Source organism: Micromonospora echinospora (assembly GCF_900091495.1).
Taxonomy (GTDB): Bacteria; Actinomycetota; Actinomycetes; order Mycobacteriales; family Micromonosporaceae; genus Micromonospora; species Micromonospora echinospora.
This window is the reverse complement of the sequence record NZ_LT607413.1, coordinates 2929896-2955366: the sequence shown is the minus strand read 5'-3', so window position 1 is coordinate 2955366 and position 25471 is coordinate 2929896. Positions and strand designations below refer to the sequence as shown.

Sequence of the window (25471 nt, the reverse complement as noted above, 5' to 3'; positions counted from 1 at the left end):
ACGGCCACGGCACGGGCGGAGATGGGGTCGGTCACTACGCAGCAGCGGGCAAAAAGGGCACCGACCGCAGTGAGCGGTGGTCGACCGACCGGACGGGCCGGGCACGCTCCCACGGGCCGCGCCGCCCGGACCGGCTCGCCCGTCCTCCACGATCCGGAAGGGAATCAGCATGCGAGGACGATCACGTCCCCCGCCGGACGCGCGGGAGGGGCAGGATGGTGCCACCCCCGGCCCCACCCCGCGAGGAGACCCCAGTGGGCGCACCGCCTGCCACCCCCGCCGCCGACCGGGCGCTGGCCCGGCCGCGCCGCCGACCGGCCGCCGCCGTGGCCGCGCTCGCCGTGCTCGTCGCGGTCGCCGCCGGCACCCTGTTCGACCTGCGAACGCCCGCCCCGGCCCCGGCCGACGCGCCGGCCGCCGAGTTCAGCGCCACCCGGGCGTACGAGCACGTCAAGGTGGTGGCCGCCGAGACCCACGCCGCCGGCAGCCCGGCCAACGACCGGGCCCGGGCGCACCTGGAGCAGACCCTGCGCGGGCTCGGCTTGGAGACGTCGGTGCAGGACACGGTCGCACCGGAGGCCGGGCAGCTCAGCGGGGCCGCCGGCGGCACCACGCTGGCCCGGGTCCGCAACGTGGTGGCCCGGCTCCCCGGCACCGACCCGACCGGCCGCGTCTTCCTGGTGGCGCACTACGACTCGGTGCAGTCCGGACCGGGCGGCAACGACGACGCCGCCGGCACCTCGGCGATCCTGGAGGTGGCCCGGGCGCTGACCATCGGGCCCCGGCCCCGCAACGACATCGTGTTCGTGCTGACCGACGCCGAGGAGGCCTGCCTCTGCGGAGCCGCCGCGTTCGCCGCCGAGCACCCGCTCGCCGCCGACGGCGGGGTGGTGCTCAACCTGGAGGCGCGCGGCCGGACCGGCCCGGTGATCATGTTCGAGACCTCCCGGCGCAACGCCGCCCTGGTGGGCGCGTTCGGCCGGGCCGCTCCGCACCCGGTGGGCACCTCGTTCGCGGTGGAGGTCTACCGGCTGCTGCCCAACGACACCGACTTCACCGCCTTCCTCGACGAGGACTTCGTCGGGCTGAACTCGGCGTACCTGGACGGCGGGGCGATCTACCACACCCCGCTGGACACCCCGGAGTCGATGGACCGGCGCAGCCTCCAGCACCACGGCGACAACGTGCTCGCGCTGGCCCGCGAGTTCGGCCGGACCGACCTGGACACCCTGGACGCCGCGCACGACGCCACGTACTTCCCGGTGCCCGGCGGCCTGGTCCGCTACCCCGGCTGGCTGACCTGGCCGCTGGCCCTGGCCGGGCTGCTGGCCATCGCCGCGCTCGGCTGGGCGGCCCGCCGACACGGCCGGACCAGCCTGCCCCGGCTCGCCGCCGGTTTCGGGCTGGCAGCGGTGCCGCTCCTCGCCGCCCCGCTCACCGCCTGGCTGCTCTGGACGGCGGTGCTCGCCGTCCGCCCCGGCTACGCCGAGCTGCTCGACCCGTACCGTCCGGGGTGGTACCGCCTGGCGGTGGTGGCGCTCGCCGCCGCCGTCCTGTTCGGCTGGTACGCGCTGACCCGCCGCGCGGTCGGCCCGGCCGCGCTGGCGATCGGCGGACTGGGCTGGCTCGCCCTGTTCGGTGTGCTGCTCGCCGTGGTCGCGCCCGGCGGGTCGTACCTGGCGGCCCTGCCTGCCCTGGCCGGCGCGCTCGCCGGCCTGGTCGCCCTGGCCACCCGGATCGACGGCCCCGGACCGGTGGTCGCGGTGACCCTCGCGGCGGCGGTGGCGGTGCTGGTCCTCCTTCCCACGGTGGTGCTGCTCTTCCCGGCGCTCGGTATGGGGATGGGCGCGGTCGCCGCGCTCTTCGCGACGCTGCTCGGGTTCGCCGCACTGCCCGTGGTGGACCTGCTGCACCCGCAGGCCGGCGGCGCACGCGGCATGGCCGCCGCGCGGGCCCGCCGCCGGGGCGCGCTGCCGGCACTGGCCGCGACGGTCGCCGCGGTGGTCTTCGCCGGGGTGGGCCTGACCGTGGACCGCTTCGACGCCGCCCACCCGATCCCGACCCACCTGATGTACGCCCTCGACGCCGGCACCGGGCAGGCACGCTGGCTCAGCCACGAGACCGACCCGCAGCCCTGGACCGACGGGTACGTCGACGGGACCGAACGCGTCGACGACGAGTTCCCCGGCCTCGGTGACGCGGAACTGCGAGCCGGCCCGGCACCCCGCGCCGACCTGCCCGCCCCGAAGGTCGAGGTGCTCGCCGACACCCGTGCCGGCACCGAGCGCACCCTGCGGCTGCGGCTCACGCCGCAACGGCAGGTCCGCCTGACCACGCTGCACGTGGACGCCACCACGGCAACGGTGCGGTCGATGGTGGTGGCCGGTCGGCCGGTGCCCGTCGACCGGATCGCCGACGCACAGCGGTGGGACGTCGGCCTGGTCTTCCACGCCCCGCCACCGGAGGGTCTGGAGATCACGCTCACCCTCACGCCGAAGGCGGAGCGGGTGGCGCTACGCGCCATGGACGCCAGCGACGGCCTCGACGCCCTACCCGGCTTCCGTCCCCGCCCACCCGACGTCGGCGTAGTCGGCTCCCACACCTCCGAGATGCTCGCGGTGGCCCAGACCCACCACCTCTGACCCACCCGGACCCGCGCCTCGGCGTCGAGGCTGCGGACAGGTGTTCACGAGCGGCGTTGCCGCGTGGTACTACCCGCAGTACCATCGAGGCGTGCCCTCGGTGGACAAGATCGTGGAAACGATGAGAAGCAACCCGCAGAACATCGCCTACAACGACCTCAGGAGGGTGTGCGAACACTACTTCGGGAAGCCACGGCAGGACGGCACCTCCCACGCGGTCTTCAAGATGCCATGGGCCGGCGACCCGCGCGTCAATATCCAAAACGACAAAGGCAAGGCCAAGGCGTACCAGGTACGGCAGGTACTCAAGGCGATCGACAAGAAGGGGGCCGCATCATGAAGCCAGTCGCTGATCCCGAGGTGACCCACTACACCTACCGCATCACGTGGTCAGCCCAGGACAACGAGTTCGTCGCCACCTGCGCGGAATTCGCGTCCCTTTCCTGGCTGGCTTCCTCTCAGGTCGAGGCTCTGAAGGGACTCCAAGACCTACTACGCGAAGTGATCGCGGACATGGAGCAACAGGGCGAGGACGTGCCGCAGCCGTTCGCCGACCGTAGCTACTCGGGCAAGTTCAACGTTCGTGTGGGGGAAAGCCTGCACCGCGAGCTGGCAACCCACGCCGCCGAGGACGGGCTGAGCCTCAACCAGTACGTGGTACGGAAGCTGACGGCAGCCTGACAAGCAGGGAGTCCGGCGCGGCTGACCGACCAGATATGCGGCGTCTCGGGCGATCACCCTGCTCGGAGACGCCGAGATGCCGCATTTTGCGCCGGCCAGGATTGCGGCCACGCGAATTGCCCGAGCGGCCTATTCGCCATCGCACCGATCCGCAGGAGGGTGACGGCATGACCACCGTCGATTGAGCGGGAAAGGAGCCCCGGTGGACCCACTGAGGAGGACCACGCTGGTCGCGGGCGGGTTCTACGTGCTCACCTTTGCCTCGATTCCGACCCTCGCCCTGTACGATCCGGTGCGCGACGCGGACTACGTCGTCGGCACCACGCCGGAAACCCCGGTCGTCATCGGTGGCGTCCTTGAAGTGATCGTCGCCCTCGCCTGCATCGGCACCGCCGTCGTGCTGTACCCGGTGCTCAAGCGGCAGGGCGAAACCCGCGCGCTGGGCTTCGTCACCGCCCGGGTCCTCGAAGCCGCCTGCATCTTCGTCGGCGTCGGGAGCCTCCTGACGGTCGTGGCCCTGCGGCGGGCCGAAGCCGGAGCAGACGCGCTGGTCACCGGCCAGGCGCTGGTCGCCTTCTACGACTCGGTCTTCCTGCTCAGCCAAGGCTTCATTCCGGCCGTCAACGCCCTGCTGCTGGGTTCCCTGCTGTACCAGTCACGCCTGGTGCCGCGGGTTCTTCCCGTGCTCGGGCTCGTCGGGGCGCCCCTGCTCGTCGTTTCCGACGCCGGCATACTGTTCGGCCTCTGGGACCGGCTGTCGCCGGTGGTGGCGGTCGCGGCCATCCCCATCGCCGTGTGGGAGTTCTCGTTGGGCGTCTACCTGATCGCCAAGGGCTTCCGGCCCTCCCCGGTCACCGCAGGAATGGTCGCCGTCGGCGCCCGGTAGGCGACCTGGGATTCAGGTCAGCGGCCAGGCCGTCACCATTCCCGGCGGAACCGGGGCTACTACTTCCAGCGGAAGTGGACGAAGAGGCGACCGAAGTTCTTGGAGTCCTTCTCGACCCGGTGGTAGAGCTGTTTGACGTCCTTCTGGTCGAGGAACCGCAGCACCCGCTTCTTGAGCTGGCCGGAGCCCTTGCCGGGAATGATCTCGACCAGGGTGGCCTTCTTCGCCACCGCCTCGTCCATGATCCCGCGCAGCGCCCGGTCGATGTCGTGGCCCTTGTTGAAGATGTCGTGCAGGTCCAGCTTGAGTTTCATGCCGCGCCCCGGTCGAGTGTCGTGCCGCCGCCGGCCGGACGCGCCACGTGACCGTGGCGCTCCCCCGACCGGCAGGTCGGCTCCCATGCCGGCCATGGTAGGTCGGCAGGCTTCCTGCGGCGGCCCGGCGGCTTCTCGTGTCGGTACGGGAAGCCGCCGGGCCGCAGGTGGTCAGCGCGGGCTGCCGACCCGGGTCTCGACCCGTTGCAGGGCCTTGCGGTAGTCGTCGTTCGCCGAGTGCATCGCGGCGGCGATACGCAGGTGCCGCAGCGCGTCGACCGGACGGTTCAGCCGCTCCAGCGTCCGGCCCAGCACGTGGTGCGCGTAGTGGTCGCTCGGGTCCTGGTCGACCAGCACCCGCAGCTGCTCCTCGGCCCGGCCGAGCTGGGCCGACTGGAAGTACGCGCGCGCCAGCAGCTGCCGCACCGAGGCGTTGCCGGGCTCGGCCGCCACGATCGGCTCCAACAGCCGGGCCGCTCCGGTCGGGTCCCCGGCCTCGAAGAACATCGCCGCCCGTCGGTACTCCGCCAGGAAGTCCATTCGACCCACCCCCTCGTGTCCCGCCGTCCGCTCCTCGTCCGACGCTCGCACAAACACCGCAGGGGTGGCGAGTGTTCCCGGCCGGTCAGCCGCCCGGACGCCCGTCGACGGACACCGGCGGAGTGAGCTGCCAGGCCCGGACCCCACCGACCAGCGCGGCGGTGTTCGGCACCACCACCACGTCCTCACCCATCCGCGCGAGCTGCTCCGGCCGGATCAGTCGGGAGTTGCCGCCGCCCAGGTAGAGCCGGTCCCAGCGGAACACCGGCCGCAGCCCCTCGACCACCTGCCGGACCCGGCGGGACCAGAAGCCGTCGCCCAGCCGGCGGCGCTCCGGCTCGCCGACGTAGGTGTCGTAGGTCATCCCCCAGCGCACCGGCGCCTGGGACAGTTCCAGGTGCGGGGCGAGCACCCCGCCGTCGAAGAGGGCGCAGCCGAGCCCGGTGCCGAGGGTCAGCACCAGCTCGCAGCCGCTGCCGGCGACCACCCCGGCACCGTGCACCTCGGCGTCGTTGAGCACCAGCGCCGGCACGCCGAAGGCGTCGGCGAGCGCGGTACGCGCGTCGTACCCGGTCCACTCGGCGAGCAGTCCCGGATCGACCCGGGAGCGTGGCCCAGACCGGGTGACGTAGTGCGGGGTGGCCACCACCACCCCGTGCCGGAGCATCCCGGGCAGACCCACGGTCAGCCGGTCGGCGGTGGGCAGCCGCCCGGCGAGGTCCAGCAGCGTCTTGACGAAGAGGCTCGGCGGCAGCGGGTACGGCGTGGGCACCCGCAACGGCCGGGCGCGCATCGTCCCCGCCTCGTCGAGCACCGTCCCTTTGATGCCGCCGCCACCGCAGTCGATCGCCAACGTGGTCACCACGCGCGCCAGTCTGCCGAATGCGTTCGGTCCACGGGGGGCCGGAGGACTAGGCTTCGACTCCTGATGAGCGCCACGATGATCGTCAAGGACCTCTCCGCCGGGCACGGCGACCGGTTGCTCTTCACCGGACTCGACCTGGTGGTGGCCCCCGGGGACGTGATCGGCCTGGTCGGGGCGAACGGGGCCGGCAAGTCGACGCTGCTGCGTACCCTCGCCGGGTTGCAGCCCGTGGAAGCCGGCGGCGTCACGCTGAGCCCGCCCACCGCGAACGTCGGCCACCTGCCGCAGGAGCCGGAACGTCGCCCCGGCGAGTCGGTGGGCGATTTCCTGGCCCGCCGGACGGGGGTGACGGCGGCGCAGGCCGCGCTGGACGCGGCGACCGAGGCGCTGACCGCCGGGGCCGCCGGCGCCGACGACGCCTACGCCGAGGCGCTGGAGCGGTGGCTCGCCCTCGGCGGGGCCGACCTGCCGGAACGCGCCGAACAGGTGGCCGCCGACCTGGGCCTCGGCGTCGACCTGGACCATCCGATGACCGGGCTCTCCGGCGGGCAGGCGGCCCGCGCCGGGCTGGCCTCGCTGCTGCTCAGCCGGTACGACGTCTTCCTGCTCGACGAGCCGACCAACGACCTCGACCTGGCCGGACTGGCGAAGCTGGAGGAGTTCGTCACCGGGCTGCGGGCCGGCACGGTGCTGGTCAGCCACGACCGCGAGTTCCTGACCCGCACGGTCACCGGGATCCTGGAGCTGGACCTGCACCAGCAGCAGGTCCGGCACTACGGCGGTGGCTACGCCGCGTACCTGGAGGAGCGCGAGGTGGCCCGTCGGCACGCCCGCGCCGAGTACGAGGAGTACGCCGAGACCCGCGCCGGGCTGGAGGAACGGGCCCGCACCCAGCGGGGCTGGATGGACAAGGGCGTGCGCAACGCCCGGCGCAAGGCGACCGACAACGACAAGATCGGCCGGAAGTTCCGGTCCGAGTCCTCCGAAAAGCAGGCGGCGAAGGCCCGGCAGACGGAGCGGCTGATCGAGCGGCTGGAGGTGGTCGAGGAGCCGCGCAAGGAGTGGGAGCTGCGGATGGAGATCGCCGCCGCGCCCCGTGCCGGGGCCGTCGTGGCCGCGCTCCGCGACGCCGTGGTACGCCGGGGCGGTTTCACGCTCGGCCCGGTGACCCTCCAGATCGACTGGGCCGACCGGGTGGCGGTGACCGGGGCGAACGGGTCGGGCAAGTCGACCCTGCTGGCGGCGCTGCTCGGCCGGGTGCCGCTGGATTCCGGGCACGCCTCGCTCGGGCCGGGGGTGGTGGTCGGTGAGGTCGACCAGGCCCGGGGGCTCTTCGTCGGCGACGCGCCGCTGCTGGACGCGTTCCGGGCCGCCGTACCGGAGATGTCGCCGGCGGACGCGCGGACCCTGCTGGCCAAGTTCGGCCTGCGCGCCGACCACGTGCTGCGGCCGGCGGCGACCCTCTCCCCCGGCGAGCGGACCCGGGCGGCGCTCGCGCTGCTCCAGGGGCGCGGGGTGAACCTGCTCGTGCTGGACGAGCCGACCAACCACCTGGACCTGCCCGCGATCGAGCAGTTGGAGTCGGCGTTGGCGAGTTACCCCGGCACGCTGCTACTGGTCACCCACGACCGGCGGATGCTGGAGGCGATCGAGACCAACCGGCGGCTGCACGTCGACGACGGACGGATCGCCGAGCTCTGATCCGTGCGTACCGTCCATCGGCGGGTCACAATCGGTTGATGCTGAGGTGGGAGTACGCACTGCTGGTACGCCGCCGGCAGGCGGTCAGCGACGGCATCGGCTGGGAGGTCACCTTCCACTGGTACGGGCCGGACGGCGCCATGGTCGACGTCACGCCGTACGGCGACACCGCGCTGTCCCACCTGAACCGGGCCGGCGACCAGGGCTGGGAGTTGGTGGCGATGAGCGAGGACCCGTCGCTGCCCGGCAACCACGAACTGCACCGCTACCACCTCAAGCGCCCGAAGATGCAGCTCGCGCCCCGGCAGCGGGTACGCGGGGTCGGGCGGGGCGGACGGCGCGGCATCACCGGCTGACCGGACCACACCAGTCACCGTTCCCGCTGACCGGACTGCACCAGCGCCGTTCCCGCTGACCGGGCCGTCCGTATGAGTCGCCGTTCCGCACACGCGGTCGCCGGGGCGACCCTTCCGGCAACCCGCGCATACCGGGCGCGGATGCGGGTAACGGGCGGCGGGAGGTGGCCCGCATGGTCGCGCTGGCGCAGGCACCGCCCTCGGCCGACCGGCTGAGGGCGATCGACGTCTTTCTCACCGGAGCGTGGACGGACCAGGCCCGACACGACGACCGCCTGCGCGACCTGGCGGTCGACGTGGGATTCGACCGGGGCGTGGCCCACCTGACCGGCGAGGTGCCCACGGCGGCGGACCTGCGTCTGGTGCGGGAACGGGTCGGCCGGCTCGCCGGGGTGTTCGGGGTCTGGTCGCGGGTGGCCGTCGCCGGCCGGGCACCGGTCGTCGTGGACCTGGGCTGCGGCGGCACGAAGCAGTACCCGGGCAACCTCGGGCTGGACATCCTCCCCGCCCCCGGCGTCGACGCGGTGGCGGACCTCTCCGGGTCGCTGCCGCTGGCCGACGACTCGGTCGACGTCCTCTTCGCGGTGCACATCCTGGAGCACATGGTCGACTTCCTGCCGCTGGTGGACGAGGCCCACCGGGTGCTCCGGCCGGGCGGCGTCCTGCACGTGATGAGCCCCTGGTGGCGGCACGTGAACGCGGTCGCCGACCCGACCCACGTCCGGCTGCTCGACGTCCAGACGATCAAGGGGATCTGTGGGCAGCGCCCGCCCGGTACGCCGCGCTGGTACCCGCTGCACGTCGGCTGCGACGGCGCGTCGATCTTCGCGGACCTGACGCCGCTCGCCGCCGACGACCCGGGCCCCGAGCCGTCCCACCTGGCCCGCTTCTTCGACTGAAGGGCGGGCGCGCCCGCGCCGACGCCCAGCAGACGGCGGCCTGCGGGTCGACGTACGCCATGTCGGCGATGTCGGTGCGTCCAGGACCGTGGACATCCCGACATCGCCGAACCGGAGTCGATCGAGGCGACCTAACCGCCCGGAGGACGGGGCCACTGCTCCGCCTCCGGGTCCACCGGCCGGGGCGCCGCCGACGCCGGGGCAGGTGCCGACGTCGGGGCAGGTGCCGGCTGCGGCGGGGCTGCCGTACCCCAGCCCGGAGCGGGTGCCGGCGCCGGCATCGGCTGCGGCGGGGGTGCGGGTGGCGGGGCCGCGGTAACCGGAGGCGGGGTGGCCGGGGGTGTCTGGCGGGGTTGCCAGACCCGGTCCCCGGCGACCAGGCTGCGGAAGTCGAACCGGCACTTCGAGCAGGTACGCAGAGCCGTCTCGGCCCGCCGGTCGCCGCATCGCTGGCAGAACGTCACCACCGTCTCGTCGGCGTCCATGCCCTGGCAGCGCGGGCAGGCGAAGTCGGGCCCCTTGTTGTTGAGCTGCGCCAACCGGCCGGCCAGCACGTACGGGGTGACCACCGCGCTGAGGCTGGTGGCCAGGTCCCGGGTCCGCCGGGTGCGCTCCTGCAACCGCTCCCGATCGGGATTGGTCACCTTCTCCAGCCGGCAGGTGGTGCAGGTCCGCAGGTTCCGCACCGGCAGCAGGCTCCGGAGCCGGGCCTGCTGGTGCAGGAAGGTCACCACCGGCACGTCCGCCGGTTCGACGGTGAACCGGGCGGCCGGGGCCGAGCCCGGCGGGACCGAGGCGAGGTGCTCCTCGACCCGGAACACCAGCGACTGGACCTGGGCCACCAGGTTCGGTGGCATGTCCCCGGGCCTGCCGGCGATCAGCGCGCCGACCATCAGCATGCCGTCGGCAAGTTCCGCCGGCACCTCCGCGACGGTCTGCGGGGTCTCGAAGACGAAGGTGTCGGTGCCGGACCGGCTGACCGCCGCCCGGCGCTGGGCCGGGGAGTCCCCGTCGAGCAGGCGGGACGCGTGCCGGGAGAGCATCGCCCCGGCCCGGTTGGCGAGGCTCGCCGCGTTCTGCATGATCGCCACGTCACCGGGGCCGGTCTGTCGCCACCAACCGGGGAAGGTGGTGGCAGCGGCCGGGTCGAGGCGGCCGAGCACGTCGTCGACCGCGCCGAGGACGGACTCGAAGAGCTGCACGTAGGCCGAGGTGAGGCCCCAGTTCCGGCCCACCCGGCCGGCCCAGCGGTCGGCCAGCAGGACGCCGACCCGACAGCCGGGGCCGTCGGCTTCGAGGCCGATCCGCAGCGCGACCGGCACCCGGGCGGCGGAGAGGGTGACCCCGCCCAGCTTCGAGCCGCGTACCGCCTCCAGCAGGCTGAGCTGCTCGGTGCGCAGCTCGAAGGAGAGATCCCGGAGGACGCGGAGCAGGTGCTGCCGGGCCACGCTCGGCGGCGCGGCGATCCGGCGTTCCGCGCCGGCCAGCAGCCGACCCGCCTCGGTGGCGGTCACGGCCGGGTCGGGCCGCGCCCCGGGGTCGGTGTCTGCCGCCCAGCTCATTCCGCGATGTCGAAGCTCGTGCCGGCGTCGTACGTGTCGTACGGGGCGACCTCCGCCACCGCCGTGTCCAGGTGGGTGACCGCCTGGGTGGAGTAGTCGAGGGACACGTCGTAGTTGCTGTCGGCGATGTGGGCGTGGTCGGCGGCGTACGCCATTCCGCTCTCGGCGGCTTCGAGGTTGCCGGCGGCCAGGTTCTCGTTGGCGTAGTCGACCCAGTCCTGCGCCGACTCGGCCCACTGGTCGCCGCTGGCCGCGTGCCAGTCGGACCAGTCCTGGTCGGCCGCGGCCCCGGCGATCTCGCTGTCGACCACGTCCAGCACCGGCTCGGGCAACACCGGCTCGACCACCGGCATGATCGGCTCGACGGTCGCCGCGAACGCGTCGATGCCGGTGTCCGCGACGGACGTGTCGGTGGACAGGTAGTCGCCCCAGCTCGAATCGGTGCTCATCTCGCCCCCAGGTGTCATGACAGCGCGCGGCGCGCGCGTACATCGTGGCGGCGGGACGACACCGCGCCCATCCCCCGATCGGTGTCGCCGTCACGCCACCAAGGACTGTCGCATGTGGATGCTGGGTCCGGGCCGCCGGCACCCGCGTCGGCGGGTTCGCTGCGGCGGCTGCCGGCACCCGCGTGGGGTGCCGGCAGGGGTCCCCTGCTCGGCAGAAAGCGGTAACAGGGGGCCCCTGCAGGCACCGGACGCGGGTGCTCTTGGATGCTCTCGCGGAGGCGGTCAGCGGCCGAGGGTGCTCTCGCGGAGTTCGAGACGGTACGGCGCGGTAAGGGTCCGGGGCGGGGCGTCCCGGTCGCCCTCGATCCGGCCGACCAGCAGCTCCACCGCGAGCCGGCCGATGCGCTCCTTGTCCGGCGCGATGGTGCTCAGGGTGGGGATGGAGAACCGCCCGTCCTCGATGTCGTCGAAGCCGGCGACCGCGACGTCCTCGGGCGCCCGCAGGCCGTACTCATGCAGGACGCGCAGCGCGCCCAGGGCGAGCGTGTCGTTGAAACAGAAGACCGCGTCGGGGCGCTCCCCGGAGGCGAGCAGGTCGCGCATGGCGGCGGCCCCGTCCGCGCGGTGCCACACCGGCGCGGGGGCGACCAGGCGCTCGTCGTACCCGATGCCGGCGTCGGTGAGGGCGGCCCGGTAGCCGGCGAGGCGCAGCCGGGCGCTGGCCCCCTCGGCGGTGCGCTGTGCGCCGATCGCGGCGATCCGGCGGCGGCCGAGGCCCGCCAGATGGGCGGTGATCTGCCGGGCGGCGGCCACGTTGTCGATCATCACGTGGTCCGCCGGCCCGTGGTCGACCCGTTCACCGAGCAGCACCATCGGGGTGCCGTCCAGGCCGGTCAGGTCCTCGGCGGTGAGCGCCAACGGGCTGAAGATCAACCCGTCGATGAGGTGGTCGCCGATGCCGCTGGCGGCCACCCGTTCCTGCTCCCGGCTGCCGCCGGTCTGGTCGATCAGCACCGTCCAGCCCTGCTCGGCGGCGGCGACCACGACGTGCCGGGCCAGCTCGGCGAAGTACGGGATGTCCAGCTCGGGCACGGCGAGGGCGATCACGCCGGTACGCCCCTTGCGCAGGTTGCGGGCGGAGAGGTTCGGCCGGTAGTTCAGCTCCGCGATCGCCTGTTCGACTCGCGCCCGGGTGGCTGGTCGGACATGCTGGTATCCGTTCACGACGTTCGATACGGTCTTGACGGACACCCCGGCCCTCTCGGCCACGTCCTTGAGCCTGTGCCGCACCTCGTCACCCTCCCGACCCCGTTATGCGGGGCACTTTACCGTGCCACCAGCCCTTTACAACGTTGCCTACAACGTTGTAGAAAGTCGGGCAGGCGAGTGACCACGATCACTGCCCGCAGTCAGGTGATCAGGAAAGTCAGGCGACGAGGAAAGGTGGCCGCCGTGCGGACCGCTCAGGTGACGATCGATCCCGCCTTCGCGATCGGCGCGTCCGACCGCCGACTCTTCGGATCGTTCGTCGAGCACATGGGGCGCTGCGTCTACGGGGGCGTCTTCGAGCCGGGCCACCCCGGGGCCGACGCCGACGGGTTCCGCGCCGACGTCCTGGAACTCACCCGCGAACTCGGCGTCTCGGTGGTCCGCTACCCCGGCGGCAACTTCGTCTCCGGCTACCGCTGGGAGGACGGCATCGGCCCGGCCGGCGACCGGCCGCGCCGGCTCGACCTGGCCTGGAAGAGCATCGAGACCAACGCCTTCGGCCTGGACGAGTTCATGACGTGGGCGGCACGGGCGCAGGTGGAGCCGATGATGGCGGTCAACCTCGGCACCCGTGGCGTCCAGGAGGCCTGCGACCTGCTGGAGTACACCAACCACCCGGGCGGGACCGCATGGTCCGACCTGCGCCGCAAGCACGGCGCGGAGCAGCCGTACGGAATCCGGCTCTGGTGCCTCGGCAACGAGCTGGACGGCCCCTGGCAGGTCGGCCACAAGACCGCCGACGAGTACGGCCGGCTGGCCGCCGAGACCGCCCGCGCGATGAAGCTGGTCGACCCCTCGATCAGCCTGGTCGCCTGCGGCAGCTCCAACCGGGGGATGCCCACCTTCGCCTCCTGGGAGGCGACCGTGCTGGAGCACACCTACGAGCACGTCGACTACATCTCCGCGCACACCTACTACGACCCGTCCGACGGCGACCAGGCCAGCATCCTGGCCTCGGCGGTCGACATGGACAACTTCATCCGCGAGGTGGTCGCCACCGCCGACCACGTGGCGGCCAAGCTGCGCCACTCGCGCAAGCTCAAGGTCTCCTTCGACGAGTGGAACGTCTGGTACCAGTCCCGCCTCCAGGCCGACCTGGACCGGCGCGGATGGGTGGAGGCCCCGGCGCTGATCGAGGACACCTTCACCGCGGTCGACGCGGTGGTCGTCGGCGACCTGCTGGTCACCCTGCTCCGCCACGCCGACCGGGTCGGCGTGGCCTGCCAGGCGCAGTTGGCCAACGTGATCGCCCCGATCCGGACCCGCACCGGCGGCCCGGCCTGGCGGCAGAGCATCTTCCACCCGTTCGCGCTCACCGCCCGGTACGCCCGCGGCACGGTGCTGCGTACCGAACCGGTCTCCCCGACCTACCCCACCGCCCGCTACGGCGACGTGCCCGTGCTGGACACCGTGGCGGTGCACGACGAGGAGCGGGGCGAGCTGACCGTCTTCGCGGTCAACCGGGGCAGCGACGACCTGCCGCTGGAGATCGACCTGCGCGGCCTGCCCCGGCCCTCCGGCCGATCCCACCTGACCCTCGCCGCCGGGGAGGACCCGACGGCGAGCAACACCGAGGCCGAGCCCGACCGGGTCACGCCCCGCGAGAGCACCACCCCCACCGTCGACGGCGGCCGGTGCACCGTACGCCTGCCCGCCGTCTCCTGGAACATGCTGCGCTTCGCCACCCGGTCCTGACCGGCTCCACCACCTACCCTCTGACCAGCTCCGCCGCCGGCCTCGACACGTTGGGCCACCCGCACCCGGGCCAGAACCCGGGCCGGGCTCCCGGCCGGACCCGGCGATCCCGTCCCGAAGGAGACAACAGCATGATGCGCAACGAGATGAGCCGACGGCGTCTGCTCAGCCTCGGTGTCGGGCTCGGCACCGCGGCCACACTCGCCCTGGCCGGCTGCGGTGGCGACGACGAGGAGTCCACCACCGCCTCGGGCAACGGCGGAAAGGACTACACCGGCCCGAAGGTCGACCTGAAGCTGTGGAACGGCTTCACCGGCGGCGACGGCGAGATCTTCAAGAAACTCGTGGAGACGTTCAACGCCGAGCACAGCAACATCGCGGTGGCGGTCACCACCTACCAGTGGGAGGACTACTACAGCAAGCTCCCCGGGGCGGTCTCCGGGGGCGCCGCACCGGACATCGCGGTCATGCACATGGACCAGCTCGCCACCTTCGCCGCCCGGGGCGTCATCACCGAGTTGGACGACGTGGCCAAGGCGCTGGAGCTGACCGAGGCCGACTTCTCCCCGACGGTGTGGGCGGGCGGCCTCTACAACGACAAGCGGTACGGCATCCCGCTGGACATGCACCCGCTCGGCTTCTACTACAACAAGGCCCTGATGCAGAAGGCGGGCCTCGACCCGGAGAAGCCGCCGACCACCCGGGACGACTACACCGCCGCGCTCACCGAGCTGAAGAAGTCCGGCGTGCAGGGCTTCTGGGTCAGCCCGTTCCAGTTCACCGGCGGCATGACCTTCTACTCGCTGCTGCACCAGTGGGGTGGCTCGCTCTTCGACGCCGACGTCGCGAAGGCCACCTTCAACTCCGACCCGGCGGTCGAGGCGTGCACCTGGCTGGTCGACATGATCAAGCAGGGGCACTCCCCCGCCAACGTCGGCCAGGACGCCGACTACCTGGCGTTCAAGGGCGGCAAGAACGCCTTCAACTGGAACGGCATCTGGCAGGTCAACGACCTGAAGAAGAGCCCCGACGTGCAGTGGGGGGTCGCGCCCCTGCCGCAGATCGGCAGCAAGCCGGCGGCCTGGGCCAACTCCCACAACTTCACCATCGTCAAGCAGCGCAGCACCAACGCCAACAAGGTGGCCGGGGCGAAGGTCTTCATCAACTGGCTGAGCCAGCACTCGCTGGACTGGGCCGCTGGCGGCCAGGTGCCGGCCCGCAAGGCGGTCCGCGAGGACGCCGGCTTCACGGCGCTCACCGAGGTGAACGCGCTCGCCCCCGAGATCGACTACGCGGCCTTCCCGCCGGCCGCGCCGGGCATCGGCGAGGTGCTGACCACCTTCTACAGCTCGTTCAACGAGGCGGTGCTCGGCAAGAAGTCACCGAAGCAGGCGCTGGACGACGGCGTCGCGAAGGCCGACAAGCAGCTGGCGGACAACCGCAAGAAGTACGGGAACTGAGGCGGTCGTGGCCGGCATCGGCACGGTCGGGGCGGCGCGTGGGGACGCGCCGCCCCCGGCGGCGCAGCGGGGACGCCAGGGGCCGGACCGGCGCGGGCGGGCCACCACCCCGTACCTCTTCCTCGCGCCGTACCTCGTCCTCTTCCTGGTCTTCGGGTTGGCCCCGATCGTGTTCGGGCTCTGGCTGAGCCTGCACCAGTGGGACCTCCAGTTGCCCCACCGGCCCTTCGTCGGGCTGGACAACTACCGGGACCTCTTCTCCAGCGACTCGGCGATCTACGGGGACTGGTGGTCCAGCGTCCGGGCCACCGGCATCTTCACCCTCTTCTCGGTACCGCTGCTGGTGGTCGTCCCGCTCGGGTTGGCGCTGCTGCTCAACGAGAAGTTCCCCGGGCGGACGTTCTTCCGGGCGGTCTACTTCGCCCCGTACGTGCTCGGCGTCGCGGTGATCGGCCTGCTCTGGCGCTTCCTGCTCGACGCGAACCTGGGCCTGGTCAACCGGCTGCTCGGCGCGGTCGGGCTACCGTCGGACACGCCCTGGGTGACCGACGTGCCGTGGGCCTGGGTCTCCCTGGTCGGGGTAACCGTCTGGTGGACCTCCGGGTTCAACGCGGTGATCTACCTGGCCGGTCTCCAGGACATCCCACCGGAGCTGTACGAGGCGGCGAAGATGGACGGCGCCGGCGCCTGGGACCGGTTCCGCAACGTCACGCTCCCCGGACTGCGGCCGGTCATGCTCTTCGTGCTGACCACGACGATCCTCGCCTCGGCCAACGTCTTCGGCCAGTCCTTCCTGATCACGCAGGGCGCGCCGGGCGAGCAGACCCGGACGGTGGTTTGGCGGATCGTCGACGAGGGGCTGCGGGACAACGACGCGGGTCGGGCCGCCGCGATGAGCATCCTCTTCGCGCTCGCCCTCGCCGTGATCAGCATGGTCAACTTCCGGTTCTTCCGGTACCGGGAAGACTGAGGAGGCGAGACGTGTCGACACTCCGCCGCACCGGGCGCTACACCCTCCTGGTGCTCCTGGCCCTGGTGTTCCTCACCCCGTTGCTCTGGATGGTCGTCACCTCGCTGAAGACCTACGGGGACGCGCAGAAGATCCCGCCGGACTGGCTGCCGAACCCGCTCTCCGGGTACGGCTACGAGCGGATCCTCACCGACACCGCCAACCCGGTGCTGCGCTGGTTCGTCAACAGCATGCTGGCGGCCACGCTGCACGCGCTGCTGGTGCTGGTGACCGCCTCGATGGCCGCGTACGCCCTGGCCCGGCTGCGGTTCCGGGGTCGTAGGGTGACCTTCGCGCTGATCGTGGGGACGCTCTTCATCCCGCCCACCTCGCTGATCATCCCGAACTTCGTGATCGCCGAGCGGCTCGACTGGCTGGACACCCTCACCGTGCTGGTGGTGCCGGGCGCGGCCAGCGCGTTCGGGGTGTTCTTCCTCCGGCAGTTCTTCCTCTCCATCCCGGCGGAGCTGGAGGAGGCGGCCGTGCTGGACGGCGCGAACCACTGGCAGGTCTTCACGAAGGTGCTGCTGCCGCTGTCGAAGCCGGCCCTGGCCACCCTGGCGGTGCTGTCGTTCCTCACCAACTGGAACGACTTCCTCTGGCCGGTCTACGTGCTGTTCAGCCCGGAGAAGCTGACCGTGCCGGCGGGCCTGGGCCTGCTCCAGGGCGCGTACGTCACCGACTACCCGGTGATCATGGCCGGCGCGGTGCTGGCCAGCGTGCCGGTGCTGATCCTCTTCGTGCTGGCCCAGCGGCACATCATCCAGGGTGTGTCCCGCAGCGGGCTCAAGGGATGACCGTCCGAACCGGCCGGCGACGCGGCAAGGCGGCCCTGCTGACCGCCGCCGCGTTGCTCGTCGCGGGCTGCACCGCGACCGACGAACCGACCGCCACGACCACGGGACCCGACATGTTCACCAATCCGGTCATCGCCACCGACTCCCCCGATCCGCACGCGATCCGGGTCGGCGACATCTGGTACCTCTTCCACACCAACGGCGACGGCCGCAACGTCCCCGTGCACACCTCGCCCGACCTGGTGGAGTGGACGCCGGCCGGGGACGCCCTGCCGGAGCTGCCGGCCTGGGCCGACCCGGGGAAGACCTGGGCGCCGGAGGCGATCGAACTGGCCCCGGACCGGTTCGTCCTCTACTACACCGTCGCCGGGCGGGCCTCCGGTCGGCAGTGCGTCGGGCGGGCGGTCGCCGCCGCGCCGCAGGGCCCGTACGGGGACGAGTCGTCCGGGCCGCTGATCTGCCAGGCGGAGCTGGGCGGCGCGATCGACGCCAGCCCGTTCCGGGACACCGACGGCAGTCTGTGGCTGCTCTGGAAGAACGACGGCAACGCCGTCGGCCAGGACACCTGGCTCTGGTCGCAGCGCCTCTCCGAGGACGGGCTGGAACTGGTCGGCGAGCCGGCGAAGCTGCTCAAGCAGACCGAGCCGTGGGAGGGCCACCTGATCGAGGGGCCGTTCTTCTGGCGGCGGGACGGCAAGCTCTACCTCTTCTTCGCCGCCAACGCCTACGACCGGGCCGAGTACGCCGAGGGTTACGCGGTCTGCGAGAGCCCGACCGGCCCCTGCGTCAAGGCGCCGGAGAACCCGATCCTGCGGAGCAACGCGGCGGCCTCCGGCCCCGGCCACGCCTCGATGGTCGAGTCCGACGGCCGGACCTGGCTGCTCTACCACGCCTGGCCGCCCGGACAGGAGGGTTCCGTCGCCCCCGGCCGGCAGACCTGGCTGGACGAGGTCGTCTGGCGCGACGGGCGTCCCGTCGTCAAGGGCCCCACCGCCACTGCCCAGCCGCGCCCGTAGCCGCACCGCCCTCAGGCCTGGTAGGAGGGGTCCCCTGTTACCGCTTTCTGCGTAACAGGGGACCCCTGCAACCACCCAGCCGGAGCAGGAGTTACGACTTGTGCTGGGCGAGGCGGTTACGGCGGCGGCCGTAGAAGAGGTAGATGAGGAAGCCGAGCAGCATCCAGGCCAGGAAGCGCAGCCAGGTCTCCACCGACAGGTTGAGCATGAGGTAGAGGCAGGCCAGCGCCGAGACGATCGGCAGCACCGGCGAGAACGGCACGGTGAACGGCCGGTCCAGCTCCGGCCGGGTGCGGCGCAGGATCGGCACCGCCAGGGAGACGAGCACGAAGGCGCAGAGCGCGCCGATGCTGACCAGGTCGGCCAGGGCGGTCAGCGGCAGGAAGCCGGCGAGCAGCGCGACCAGCACGGTCATCATCGCCGTGATCCGGTACGGGGTGCCCCAGCGGGGGTGCACCTTCGCCACGGCGGGCGGGATCAGCCCGTCCCGGGCGACGGCGAACCCGATCCGTCCCATGGCCACCAACTGGACCAGGATCACGCTGGTCAGGCCGGCGACGGCGGCGATGGAGACGAGGACCGCCGCCCAGCCGGCCCCGACCGACTCGAAGGCCGCCGCGATCGGGGCGCCCCGGTCGATCTCGTCGTACGGGACCATGCCGACCACCACCAGCGAGACGCCGATGTAGAGCACGGTGGCGACCAGCAGCGTGCCGAGCAGGCCGAGCGGCAGGTCCCGTCGTGGGTTCCTGGTCTCCTCGCCCAGGTTGGCCACCGCCTCGAAGCCGGTGTACGCGAAGAAGACCACCGCAGCGGCCGTGAGCACCCCGGCGAAGCCGAAGACCGAGGGTTCCATCCCGAAGATCGCCTGGGTGACCGGTTGCCGGAGGCCGGTCTCGCCGGCCCCGGCCTCCTCGGCCGGCGGGATGAACGGGGTGAGGTTGGTGGCCTTGACGAAGAACGCCCCGGCGACGATCACGAAGACGCAGATGGCGACCTTGACGAGGACGAGCAGGTTGGTGAGCCGGGCCGACTCCCGGATGCCGACGATGGCCACCACGCCGAGGAGCAGCACGATGCCGATGGCCCCGACGTTGACCACGCTCCCCTCCTCGCCGAACCAGGCGGCCGGGAGGTTGAACAGTTCGGCGAGGTAGCCGGACCAGCCCCGGGCGACCACCGCCGAGCCGAGGGCGAACTCCAGCAGCAGGTCCCAGCCGATGATCCAGGCGACGATCTCGCCCATGGTGGCGTACGCGTAGGTGTAGGCGCTGCCGGCGGCCGGGACGCTGGAGGCCAGTTCGGCGTAGCAGAGCGCGGCGAGCAGGGCGACCAGCCCGGCGATGGCGAACGAGACCACCACGCCGGGACCGGCGTGTTCCCGGGCCTCCAGCCCGGTGAGCGTGAAGATGCCGGTCCCGATGACGATGCCGATGCCGAATCCGGTGAGGTCGCGGGCGCCGAGCCGGCGTTTCAGTCCGGGTCCGCCGTCCTCCCCGTCCGCCTGGCTCTGGGCGATCACGTCCTTGATCGGTTTGGTACGCAGCACGGACACCGCAGTCACCCCTCCCACCGTGCGACCACCTCCGTGGCGGCCGGTGACCGCTGCTGCTACCCCGACGCCCGACCGGCGAACCGCCACGTCGCGTACCAACCCGGTAACGGCGGGTCGAGTCGGCGACCGGGCGGGCGGCGGATCTCCGGTGGGGTCTTGCGTCGGGCGGCCGGTTGTGAAAATTTCCTTCTGACGGTGTATTGCTGGCGACGAATCTTGCCGATCAGCCGCCGTCCGCTCCCCTGCCAGCCGAGCCCCAACGAAGGGACGCACCTGATGAAGGCACCTCGGCTCAGAGCCGCCGGGCTGGCCGTCGCGCTGCTCGGCGCGCTCGTCGCCGCGACGCCCGCGAACGCCGCCCCGGCTGCCGACGCCCCCACCACCATCGCCTCCGCCGACTGCACCATCGACCCGGCCACCCCCAAGCGCCAGTTCCGGGCGATGTGGATCGCGTCGGTGACCAACATCGACTGGCCCACCAAGACCTCGTGGACCGCGCCGGACCGGATCGCCACCCAGAAGGCGGAGTACCTGGCCTGGCTCGACCTCGCCGAGAGGCTCAACCACAACGCGGTGGTCGTCCAGATCCGGCCGACCGCCGACGCGTTCTGGCCATCGCCGCACGAGCCCTGGTCGGAGTACCTGACCGGGGTGCGCGGGCAGGACCCGGGCTGGGACCCGCTGGCCTTCCTGGTGGCCGAGTCGCACAAGCGGAACCTGGAGTTCCACGCCTGGTTCAACCCGTACCGGATCTCGATGCCGGCCCCGGGCGGCGCGGGCGCGGACATCAACCAGCTCGCCCCGAACCACCCGGCCCGGCAGCACCCGGAGTGGACCTTCGCGTACCCGCCGGACGGGGTCGCCGGCAGCCGGCTCTACTACAACCCCGGCATTCCGGAGGTCCGCGAGTTCGTCCAGACCGCGATGATGGACGCGGTCGAGCGGTACGACATCGACGGCGTGCACTTCGACGACTACTTCTACCCGTACCCGAGCGGCACCCACCAGGTGCCGGACGACGCGACGTTCGCCGAGCACAACCGGGGTATCGCCGACAAGGCCGACTGGCGGCGGGACAACATCAACCTGCTGGTCAAGGAGATGGGCGAGAAGGTCAAGGCGGCGAAGCCGTGGGTGAAGTTCGGGGTCAGCCCGTTCGGCATCTGGCGGAACAAGTCGGTCGACCCGCTCGGCTCGGACACCACCGGCAGCCAGTCGTACGACATCATCTCCGCCGACACCCGCAAGTGGATCAAGGAGGAGTGGATCGACTACGTCGTGCCGCAGCTCTACTGGTACATCGGCCAGTACCCGGCGGCCGACTACGCCCGGCTGGTGCCGTGGTGGGCCGAGACGGTACGCGGCACGAAGGTGCAGCTCTACATCGGCCAGGCCGACTACAAGAGCGGCGATCCGGCGTACGGCTCGTTCTGGATGAACCCGCGTGAGCTGTCCGACCACCTGACGCTCAACCGGTCGCACCCGGAGGTGCTCGGCAACGTGCACTTCTCGGCCGTGCAGGTGCGGGCCAACCGGCTCGGCGCGACCGACATCTACGCGCAGGACCACTACTCGAAGCCGGCGCTGGTGCCGACCATGCCGCACCTGGCGGCGAAGCCGCTGCTCTTCCCGGTGGTGACCGGCGCGCAGCGGACCGCCGACGGGGTGAAGCTGACCTGGCGGCAGCCGGCGGACGGCGTCGGGCCGCTCGGGACGGCGACCTCGTACGCGATCTACCGGTTGGACGACCGGCAGCTGCCCGGCCGCTGCGACCTGGCCGACGCGACGAACCTGGTCGACACCGTGCGGGCGACCCCGGGCGCGGTGCAGTCCTGGGTGGACTCCACCGCCGAGGCGGGTAAGTCCTACACCTACCTGGTGACCGCGCTGGACCGGCTGCACAACGAGAGCCCGGCCAGCCCGGCGCGCTTCGTGCGCTGACCTGACGAGCACCGGATGCCCCGGGGTGGCCCGTCCACCCCGGGGCATTCGTCGGTTTCTACGCATGGTGGCAATTTCCATCGAGACGACACCGGATATCCATCAAGATCGATAAAAACTGTTCTCCAACCGGTAACCCGCCGGTGACACCATTCCGGCGCTCACCCCCACCCGGAGGAGAAATCCGATGCACCGTCGCCTCACCACCCTGCTCGCCGCCAGCGCGTTCGCGCTGCTCACCCTCCTCGGGGTCGCCTCGCCGGCCGCCGCGGTCACCCGGGACCAGAAGCTGTCGGTGATGTACAGCTGGACACAGACCAGCGCCAGCAGCTACAACTCCTGGAACTCGGCCCGCCTGAACCAGGGCGCCTGGTCGGCGTACGCCTTCAACTGGTCGACCGACTACTGCTCGTCCAGCCCGGACAACCCGCTCGGGTTCACGTTCAACCTGTCCTGCTACCGGCACGACTTCGGCTACCGCAACCACAAGGCGATGGGCGTCTTCACCAGCGCCAACAAGGCCCGCGTCGACAGCGCCTTCTACGAGGACCTCAAGCGCGTCTGTACCAAGTACAGCAGCGTCGTCCAGCCGGCCTGCTACAGCCTGGCCTGGACGTACTACCAGGCGGTCCGGGCCTTCGGCTCGGTCGTGGTCAGCCAGGCCGACCTGGACCGGGCGGCCAAGATGAAGGCCGACGCCGAGCGGGCCGCCGCCCGGCGCTGACCCGCGCCCGGCTCACCAGCTCGACGTGAACCGGGGGGAGGCGGGGGACAGGTCCGGGTGCTCCACGGCCTGGGCCAGCGCCGCCGCCTCCTCCAGTCCCAACTCCGCGCCGGCCGCGTAGGCGGCGTCGAACGCGGCGTCCCCCAGCCGCCGGCGGGCCTCCGTCTGCCACCGCAGCCAGTACGCCCCGAACAGCCCCGGCGTGAACCGCATCCGGGCCCGGGTCGCCTGGGTCGCGCCGAAGAGCCGGGCGGCGGTGAGCGGGTCACCCCCGTCGACACAGCGCACCGCGAGCGCGTTCACCGTGTCGCAGGCCCGACCGTGGTAGCCGTGGCTCATCCGGGACCGCAGCGCCACCTGGAGGTGCTCGTGCGCGGCGACCAGATCCCGCCGGGCCAGCGCCACCATGCCCAGCAGCATGTCCACCGAGCGCTGTCCCCGCTCCACCGGCCGGGTCGCCTCCACCGAGCGGGCCGCGCCGAGCAGCTCCGCCGCCTCGTCCAGCGCCCCGCGCCGCCACAGCAGCTCGGCCAGGCTGTAGACCGCGAGCAGGCCGTCGGCGGCCACCCCCCGCTCCCGCGCCCAGGCGATGACCTCGCGGCAGACCTGCTCCGCCTCGGCGAACTGTCCCATGTCGACCAGGGGCGCGGCCCGGCCGGCGAGCACCCGGGCCAGCAAACCGGCGTCCCCGGCCTGCCGCGCCGCCGCCTCGGCCCGCTGGGCGAAGCGCAGCTCCTCGGCGAACTCGCCGTCCGCCCCGGCGTGCAGCGAGTGCATGTGGAACGCCGCCGCCAGCTCCGCCTCGGGGATCCGCTCACCGGTCTCGGCGATCCGCCCGTAGAGCCGGGACAGCCAGAGCCGTCCCTCCCGGGCCAGCCCCCGCTCCCGCCACCACAGGTCCAGGCCACCGGCGAGGAGCAGCCCGTCCCGGGCCCGTCCCCCCGTGGTGGACCAGCGCAGGGCGGCCCGCAGCTCACCGGCGAGCGGGTCGAGCGAGTAGAGCGACAGGGTCACCGGCTGCCCGTCCGGGCCGAGGTACGCCCGCCGCAGCACGTGCTGCGACCAGGCCACGTGCCGGTCCCGGGCGACCTGCTCCTCGCCGGCCGCCGCCAGGCGGCGGGCGGCGTACGCCCGGATCGGGTCGAGCATCCGGTACGTACAGCCCGACGCGCTCGGCTCGGCCAGGATCATCGACTTGTCCACCAGCACCGAGAGGGAACCGAGCGGGTCCCCGTCGAGCAGCCACTCCACCGCTGCCAGGTCGACCGGCCCGGCGAAGACCGCCAGCCAGCGCAGCAGCCGGGCCGACCGGGGGCCGAGCGTCCGGTACGACCAGGTGACGGTGGCCTGCATGGTGGCGTGCCGTTCGACCGTCGACCGGGTGCCGTCCCCGGGCAGCTCGCCGGCGGTCCGTAGTTCCACGGTGTCCTCCTGCCCACCCGACCAGGGCCGGGGAGCGTCCGGCTCGTCCCGTCCAGCGTCCAGCGCACCGAGCACGTCGGCCAGGCGTTCGGCGAGCTGCCCCGCCGAGAGCACCCGCAGCCGGGCCGCGGCCAGCTCGATGGCGAGCGGGAGACCGTCCAGCCGGTGCACCACCCGACGCAGGTCGGCGGCCTCGGCCGAGCCAGGCCGCCGCCCACCCCGGGCGGCGGTGGTCCGGTCGAGCAGCAGGGCCACGGCGTCACTCTCACCGCCGCCCGGTGACGGGTCGATCGACAGCGGCGGGATCCGCCACACCACCTCGCCGGGGAGATTGAACGACTCCCGACTGGTGGCGAGCACCCGCACGTCCCGCGCGCCGGTCAGCAGCCGCGAGATCACCTCGGCGATGGCGGCCGGCTGGGCGTCGCAGGTGTCCAGCACGACCAGCGTGCGGCGGGTGGCCGCGTACTCGACGAGGGTGTCCATGACCGGGCGGCCCGGCTCCGGCCGCAGACCGAAGGCGGCGGCGACCGCGAACGGCACGAGCCCCGGGTCGGTGACCGTGGCGACGTCGACGAACCACACCCCGTCCGGGTACGCCTCGACCAGCCCGGCGCACACCTCCACGGCGAGCCGGGTCTTTCCCGCGCCGCCCGCGCCGACGACGGTGACCAGCCGGTGGACCGCCACCAGCCGCCGCAGCTCGGCCCGTTCCGCCTCCCGCCCGACGAACGAGGTGACCCGGGTGGGCAGGTTGTGCGGCGGGGCGTCGGCGGTACGCGGGCGCGGGAACTCCCGTTCGAGACCGGGGGCGAGGACCTGGAAGAGCCGCTCCCGGTCGTCGAAGCCGCGCAGCCGGTGCAGCCCGAGGTCGAGCAGGGACGCCCCGGCCGGCAGCGGCTCGGCGTGCCGCACCGTCGACGCCGAACAGAGCACCTGTCCACCGTGGGCGGCGGCGGCGATCCGGGCCGCCCGGTGCACCTCCGGGCTGGCGTACTCGCCGTCGCGAGGTTCCGCGTACCCGGTGTGCAGACCCATCCGGACCCGGGGGGCCGCCTCCGGGGTGGGCCAGTCGTGACCGGCCAGCGCCCGCTGCGCGGCCAGGCACGCGGCGACCGCCGCAGCGGCGTCGGCGAAGGCGATGAAGAACGAGTCGCCCTCGGTGAGCAGCTCCGCGCCGTCGGCCGCGACCAGGGTGTGACGCAGCAGGCGACGGTGTTCGTGCAGCACCGGCCGGTAACCGGCACCGAGCATCCGGGCCAGACGGGTCGAGCCCTCGATGTCGGTGAACAGGAAGGTCACCCACCCGCTCGGGAGGCGGATCCGTGGCGACATGCGTGGAACCTCCGCCCCTGACGTCGCCGGCCATGCTGCCTTATGTCGAGACCGTCACGCATCGTGAGAACGGCCGGACGGATTCGACCGCAAGGTACCGCAACCGGCTGACGGGGGCGCGGGAATCAGCAGCCGCAACCGCCGCCGCAGCAGCCACCGCCGGACGGGGCGGAGCCTCCGCCGACCGGCCCGGCGCCACCCCGGCCGGTCACCGCGACGGTGGAGAGGAGCTTGACGGTGTCGGCGTGGCCCTGCGGGCAGGAGGCCGGCGCACCAGCCTGCGCCATCGGCCGGTTGACCTCGAAGGTGGCGCCACAGGCGCGGCAGCGGAACTCGTACCGGGGCATGGCAAC

The 25471-nt window shown here is 72.5% G+C and carries 22 protein-coding genes and 1 pseudogene; 14 read left to right on the top strand and 9 right to left on the bottom strand.

Features of this window, described 5'->3' with window-relative positions:
- The first annotated feature begins 254 nt into the window (after positions 1-254).
- The 4 genes from GA0070618_RS13640 to GA0070618_RS13625 all read left to right on the top strand — a co-directional run bounded on the left by GA0070618_RS13640 (position 255) and on the right by GA0070618_RS13625 (position 4209).
- Positions 255-2642 (top strand): M28 family peptidase, encoded by a 2388-nt coding sequence (locus tag GA0070618_RS13640; RefSeq protein ID WP_088981972.1) that lies wholly within the window; start codon positions 255-257, stop codon positions 2640-2642.
- A 91-nt stretch (positions 2643-2733) separates the two neighbouring features.
- Positions 2734-2982 (top strand): toxin HicA, encoded by a 249-nt coding sequence (locus tag GA0070618_RS13635; RefSeq protein WP_231931734.1) that lies wholly within the window; start codon positions 2734-2736, stop codon positions 2980-2982.
- A complete protein-coding gene (locus GA0070618_RS13630) occupies positions 2979-3323 on the top strand; it encodes a type II toxin-antitoxin system HicB family antitoxin (RefSeq protein ID WP_088981971.1) in 345 nt (114 codons plus the stop codon). Before GA0070618_RS13635 ends, GA0070618_RS13630 begins: the two co-directional genes overlap by 4 nt.
- A gap of 202 nt (positions 3324-3525) precedes the next feature.
- Positions 3526-4209, top strand: a complete 684-nt coding sequence (locus GA0070618_RS13625) for a DUF4386 domain-containing protein (RefSeq protein ID WP_088981970.1) — start codon at positions 3526-3528, stop codon at positions 4207-4209.
- A gap of 59 nt (positions 4210-4268) precedes the next feature.
- Here the strand turns inward: GA0070618_RS13625 and GA0070618_RS13620 are convergent, their stop codons facing one another.
- The 3 genes from GA0070618_RS13620 to GA0070618_RS13610 all read right to left on the bottom strand — a co-directional run bounded on the left by GA0070618_RS13620 (position 4269) and on the right by GA0070618_RS13610 (position 5928).
- Entirely contained in the window at positions 4269-4523 is a 255-nt protein-coding gene (locus tag GA0070618_RS13620; RefSeq protein WP_013736060.1) for a Smr/MutS family protein, read from the bottom strand.
- Positions 4524-4694: 171 nt separating this feature from the next.
- On the bottom strand, positions 4695-5063 hold the full coding sequence (locus tag GA0070618_RS13615; protein ID WP_088981969.1) for a tetratricopeptide repeat protein: 369 nt from the start codon (positions 5061-5063) through the stop codon (positions 4695-4697).
- A gap of 85 nt (positions 5064-5148) precedes the next feature.
- Positions 5149-5928, bottom strand: coding sequence for an ROK family protein (locus GA0070618_RS13610; RefSeq protein WP_088981968.1), 780 nt, complete (start codon positions 5926-5928; stop codon positions 5149-5151).
- Between the two features lie 63 nt (positions 5929-5991).
- On the opposite strand from GA0070618_RS13610, the gene GA0070618_RS13605 reads away from it, so the two are divergent.
- The 3 genes and pseudogenes from GA0070618_RS13605 (at position 5992) to GA0070618_RS13595 (ending at position 8884) form a co-directional block, all read left to right on the top strand.
- Complete coding sequence (locus tag GA0070618_RS13605; RefSeq protein WP_088981967.1) at positions 5992-7629, top strand: ABC-F family ATP-binding cassette domain-containing protein; 1638 nt, start codon at positions 5992-5994, stop codon at positions 7627-7629.
- A gap of 38 nt (positions 7630-7667) precedes the next feature.
- A pseudogene (locus GA0070618_RS13600) lies at positions 7668-7913 on the top strand (hypothetical protein); the annotation flags it as partial.
- A gap of 245 nt (positions 7914-8158) precedes the next feature.
- Complete coding sequence (locus GA0070618_RS13595; protein ID WP_088981965.1) at positions 8159-8884, top strand: methyltransferase domain-containing protein; 726 nt, start codon at positions 8159-8161, stop codon at positions 8882-8884.
- A gap of 131 nt (positions 8885-9015) precedes the next feature.
- On the opposite strand, the gene GA0070618_RS34260 is transcribed toward GA0070618_RS13595, so the two are convergent.
- The 3 genes from GA0070618_RS34260 to GA0070618_RS13580 form a co-directional block, all read right to left on the bottom strand.
- On the bottom strand, positions 9016-10446 hold the full coding sequence (locus GA0070618_RS34260; protein ID WP_088981964.1) for a hypothetical protein: 1431 nt from the start codon (positions 10444-10446) through the stop codon (positions 9016-9018).
- Positions 10443-10895 (bottom strand): hypothetical protein, encoded by a 453-nt coding sequence (locus tag GA0070618_RS13585; protein ID WP_088981963.1) that lies wholly within the window; start codon positions 10893-10895, stop codon positions 10443-10445. Before GA0070618_RS13585 ends, GA0070618_RS34260 begins: the two co-directional genes overlap by 4 nt.
- A gap of 282 nt (positions 10896-11177) precedes the next feature.
- Positions 11178-12185: a LacI family DNA-binding transcriptional regulator gene (locus tag GA0070618_RS13580; RefSeq protein ID WP_088981962.1), complete on the bottom strand. Its 1008-nt coding sequence runs from the start codon at positions 12183-12185 to the stop codon at positions 11178-11180.
- 162 nt (positions 12186-12347) lie between these two features.
- On the opposite strand from GA0070618_RS13580, the gene arfA reads away from it, so the two are divergent.
- The 5 genes from arfA to GA0070618_RS13555 all read left to right on the top strand — a co-directional run bounded on the left by arfA (position 12348) and on the right by GA0070618_RS13555 (position 18141).
- Positions 12348-13859, top strand: coding sequence for an arabinosylfuranosidase ArfA (gene arfA / locus GA0070618_RS13575; RefSeq protein WP_088985504.1), 1512 nt, complete (start codon positions 12348-12350; stop codon positions 13857-13859).
- Positions 13860-13990: 131 nt separating this feature from the next.
- Positions 13991-15319, top strand: a complete 1329-nt coding sequence (locus tag GA0070618_RS13570; protein WP_088981961.1) for an ABC transporter substrate-binding protein — start codon at positions 13991-13993, stop codon at positions 15317-15319.
- A gap of 7 nt (positions 15320-15326) precedes the next feature.
- On the top strand, positions 15327-16289 hold the full coding sequence (locus GA0070618_RS13565; protein ID WP_088981960.1) for a carbohydrate ABC transporter permease: 963 nt from the start codon (positions 15327-15329) through the stop codon (positions 16287-16289).
- An 11-nt stretch (positions 16290-16300) separates the two neighbouring features.
- The gene (locus GA0070618_RS13560) at positions 16301-17125 is read left to right on the top strand and encodes a carbohydrate ABC transporter permease (protein WP_231931733.1); all 825 of its coding nucleotides are present in this window, start codon (positions 16301-16303) and stop codon (positions 17123-17125) included.
- Entirely contained in the window at positions 17122-18141 is a 1020-nt protein-coding gene (locus GA0070618_RS13555; protein WP_088981959.1) for a glycoside hydrolase family 43 protein, read from the top strand. Before GA0070618_RS13560 ends, GA0070618_RS13555 begins: the two co-directional genes overlap by 4 nt.
- A gap of 91 nt (positions 18142-18232) precedes the next feature.
- Here the strand turns inward: GA0070618_RS13555 and GA0070618_RS13550 are convergent, their stop codons facing one another.
- Positions 18233-19705 carry an amino acid permease gene (locus GA0070618_RS13550; protein ID WP_231931732.1) on the bottom strand — a complete coding sequence of 491 codons (1473 nt, stop codon included), beginning with the start codon at positions 19703-19705 and terminating at the stop codon, positions 18233-18235.
- A 267-nt stretch (positions 19706-19972) separates the two neighbouring features.
- Between GA0070618_RS13550 and GA0070618_RS13545 the strand changes: the two genes are divergently transcribed.
- Both GA0070618_RS13545 and GA0070618_RS13540 read left to right on the top strand, forming a co-directional pair.
- Complete coding sequence (locus GA0070618_RS13545; RefSeq protein WP_088981957.1) at positions 19973-21637, top strand: glycoside hydrolase family 10 protein; 1665 nt, start codon at positions 19973-19975, stop codon at positions 21635-21637.
- A 187-nt stretch (positions 21638-21824) separates the two neighbouring features.
- On the top strand, positions 21825-22361 hold the full coding sequence (locus GA0070618_RS13540) for a phospholipase (RefSeq protein ID WP_088981956.1): 537 nt from the start codon (positions 21825-21827) through the stop codon (positions 22359-22361).
- 12 nt (positions 22362-22373) lie between these two features.
- On the opposite strand, the gene GA0070618_RS13535 is transcribed toward GA0070618_RS13540, so the two are convergent.
- Together GA0070618_RS13535 and GA0070618_RS13530 are read right to left on the bottom strand one after the other, a co-directional pair.
- Entirely contained in the window at positions 22374-25118 is a 2745-nt protein-coding gene (locus GA0070618_RS13535) for an ATP-binding protein (RefSeq protein WP_088981955.1), read from the bottom strand.
- A 125-nt stretch (positions 25119-25243) separates the two neighbouring features.
- Positions 25244-25465: an FmdB family zinc ribbon protein gene (locus GA0070618_RS13530; RefSeq protein ID WP_088981954.1), complete on the bottom strand. Its 222-nt coding sequence runs from the start codon at positions 25463-25465 to the stop codon at positions 25244-25246.
- Positions 25466-25471: the final 6 nt, after the last annotated feature.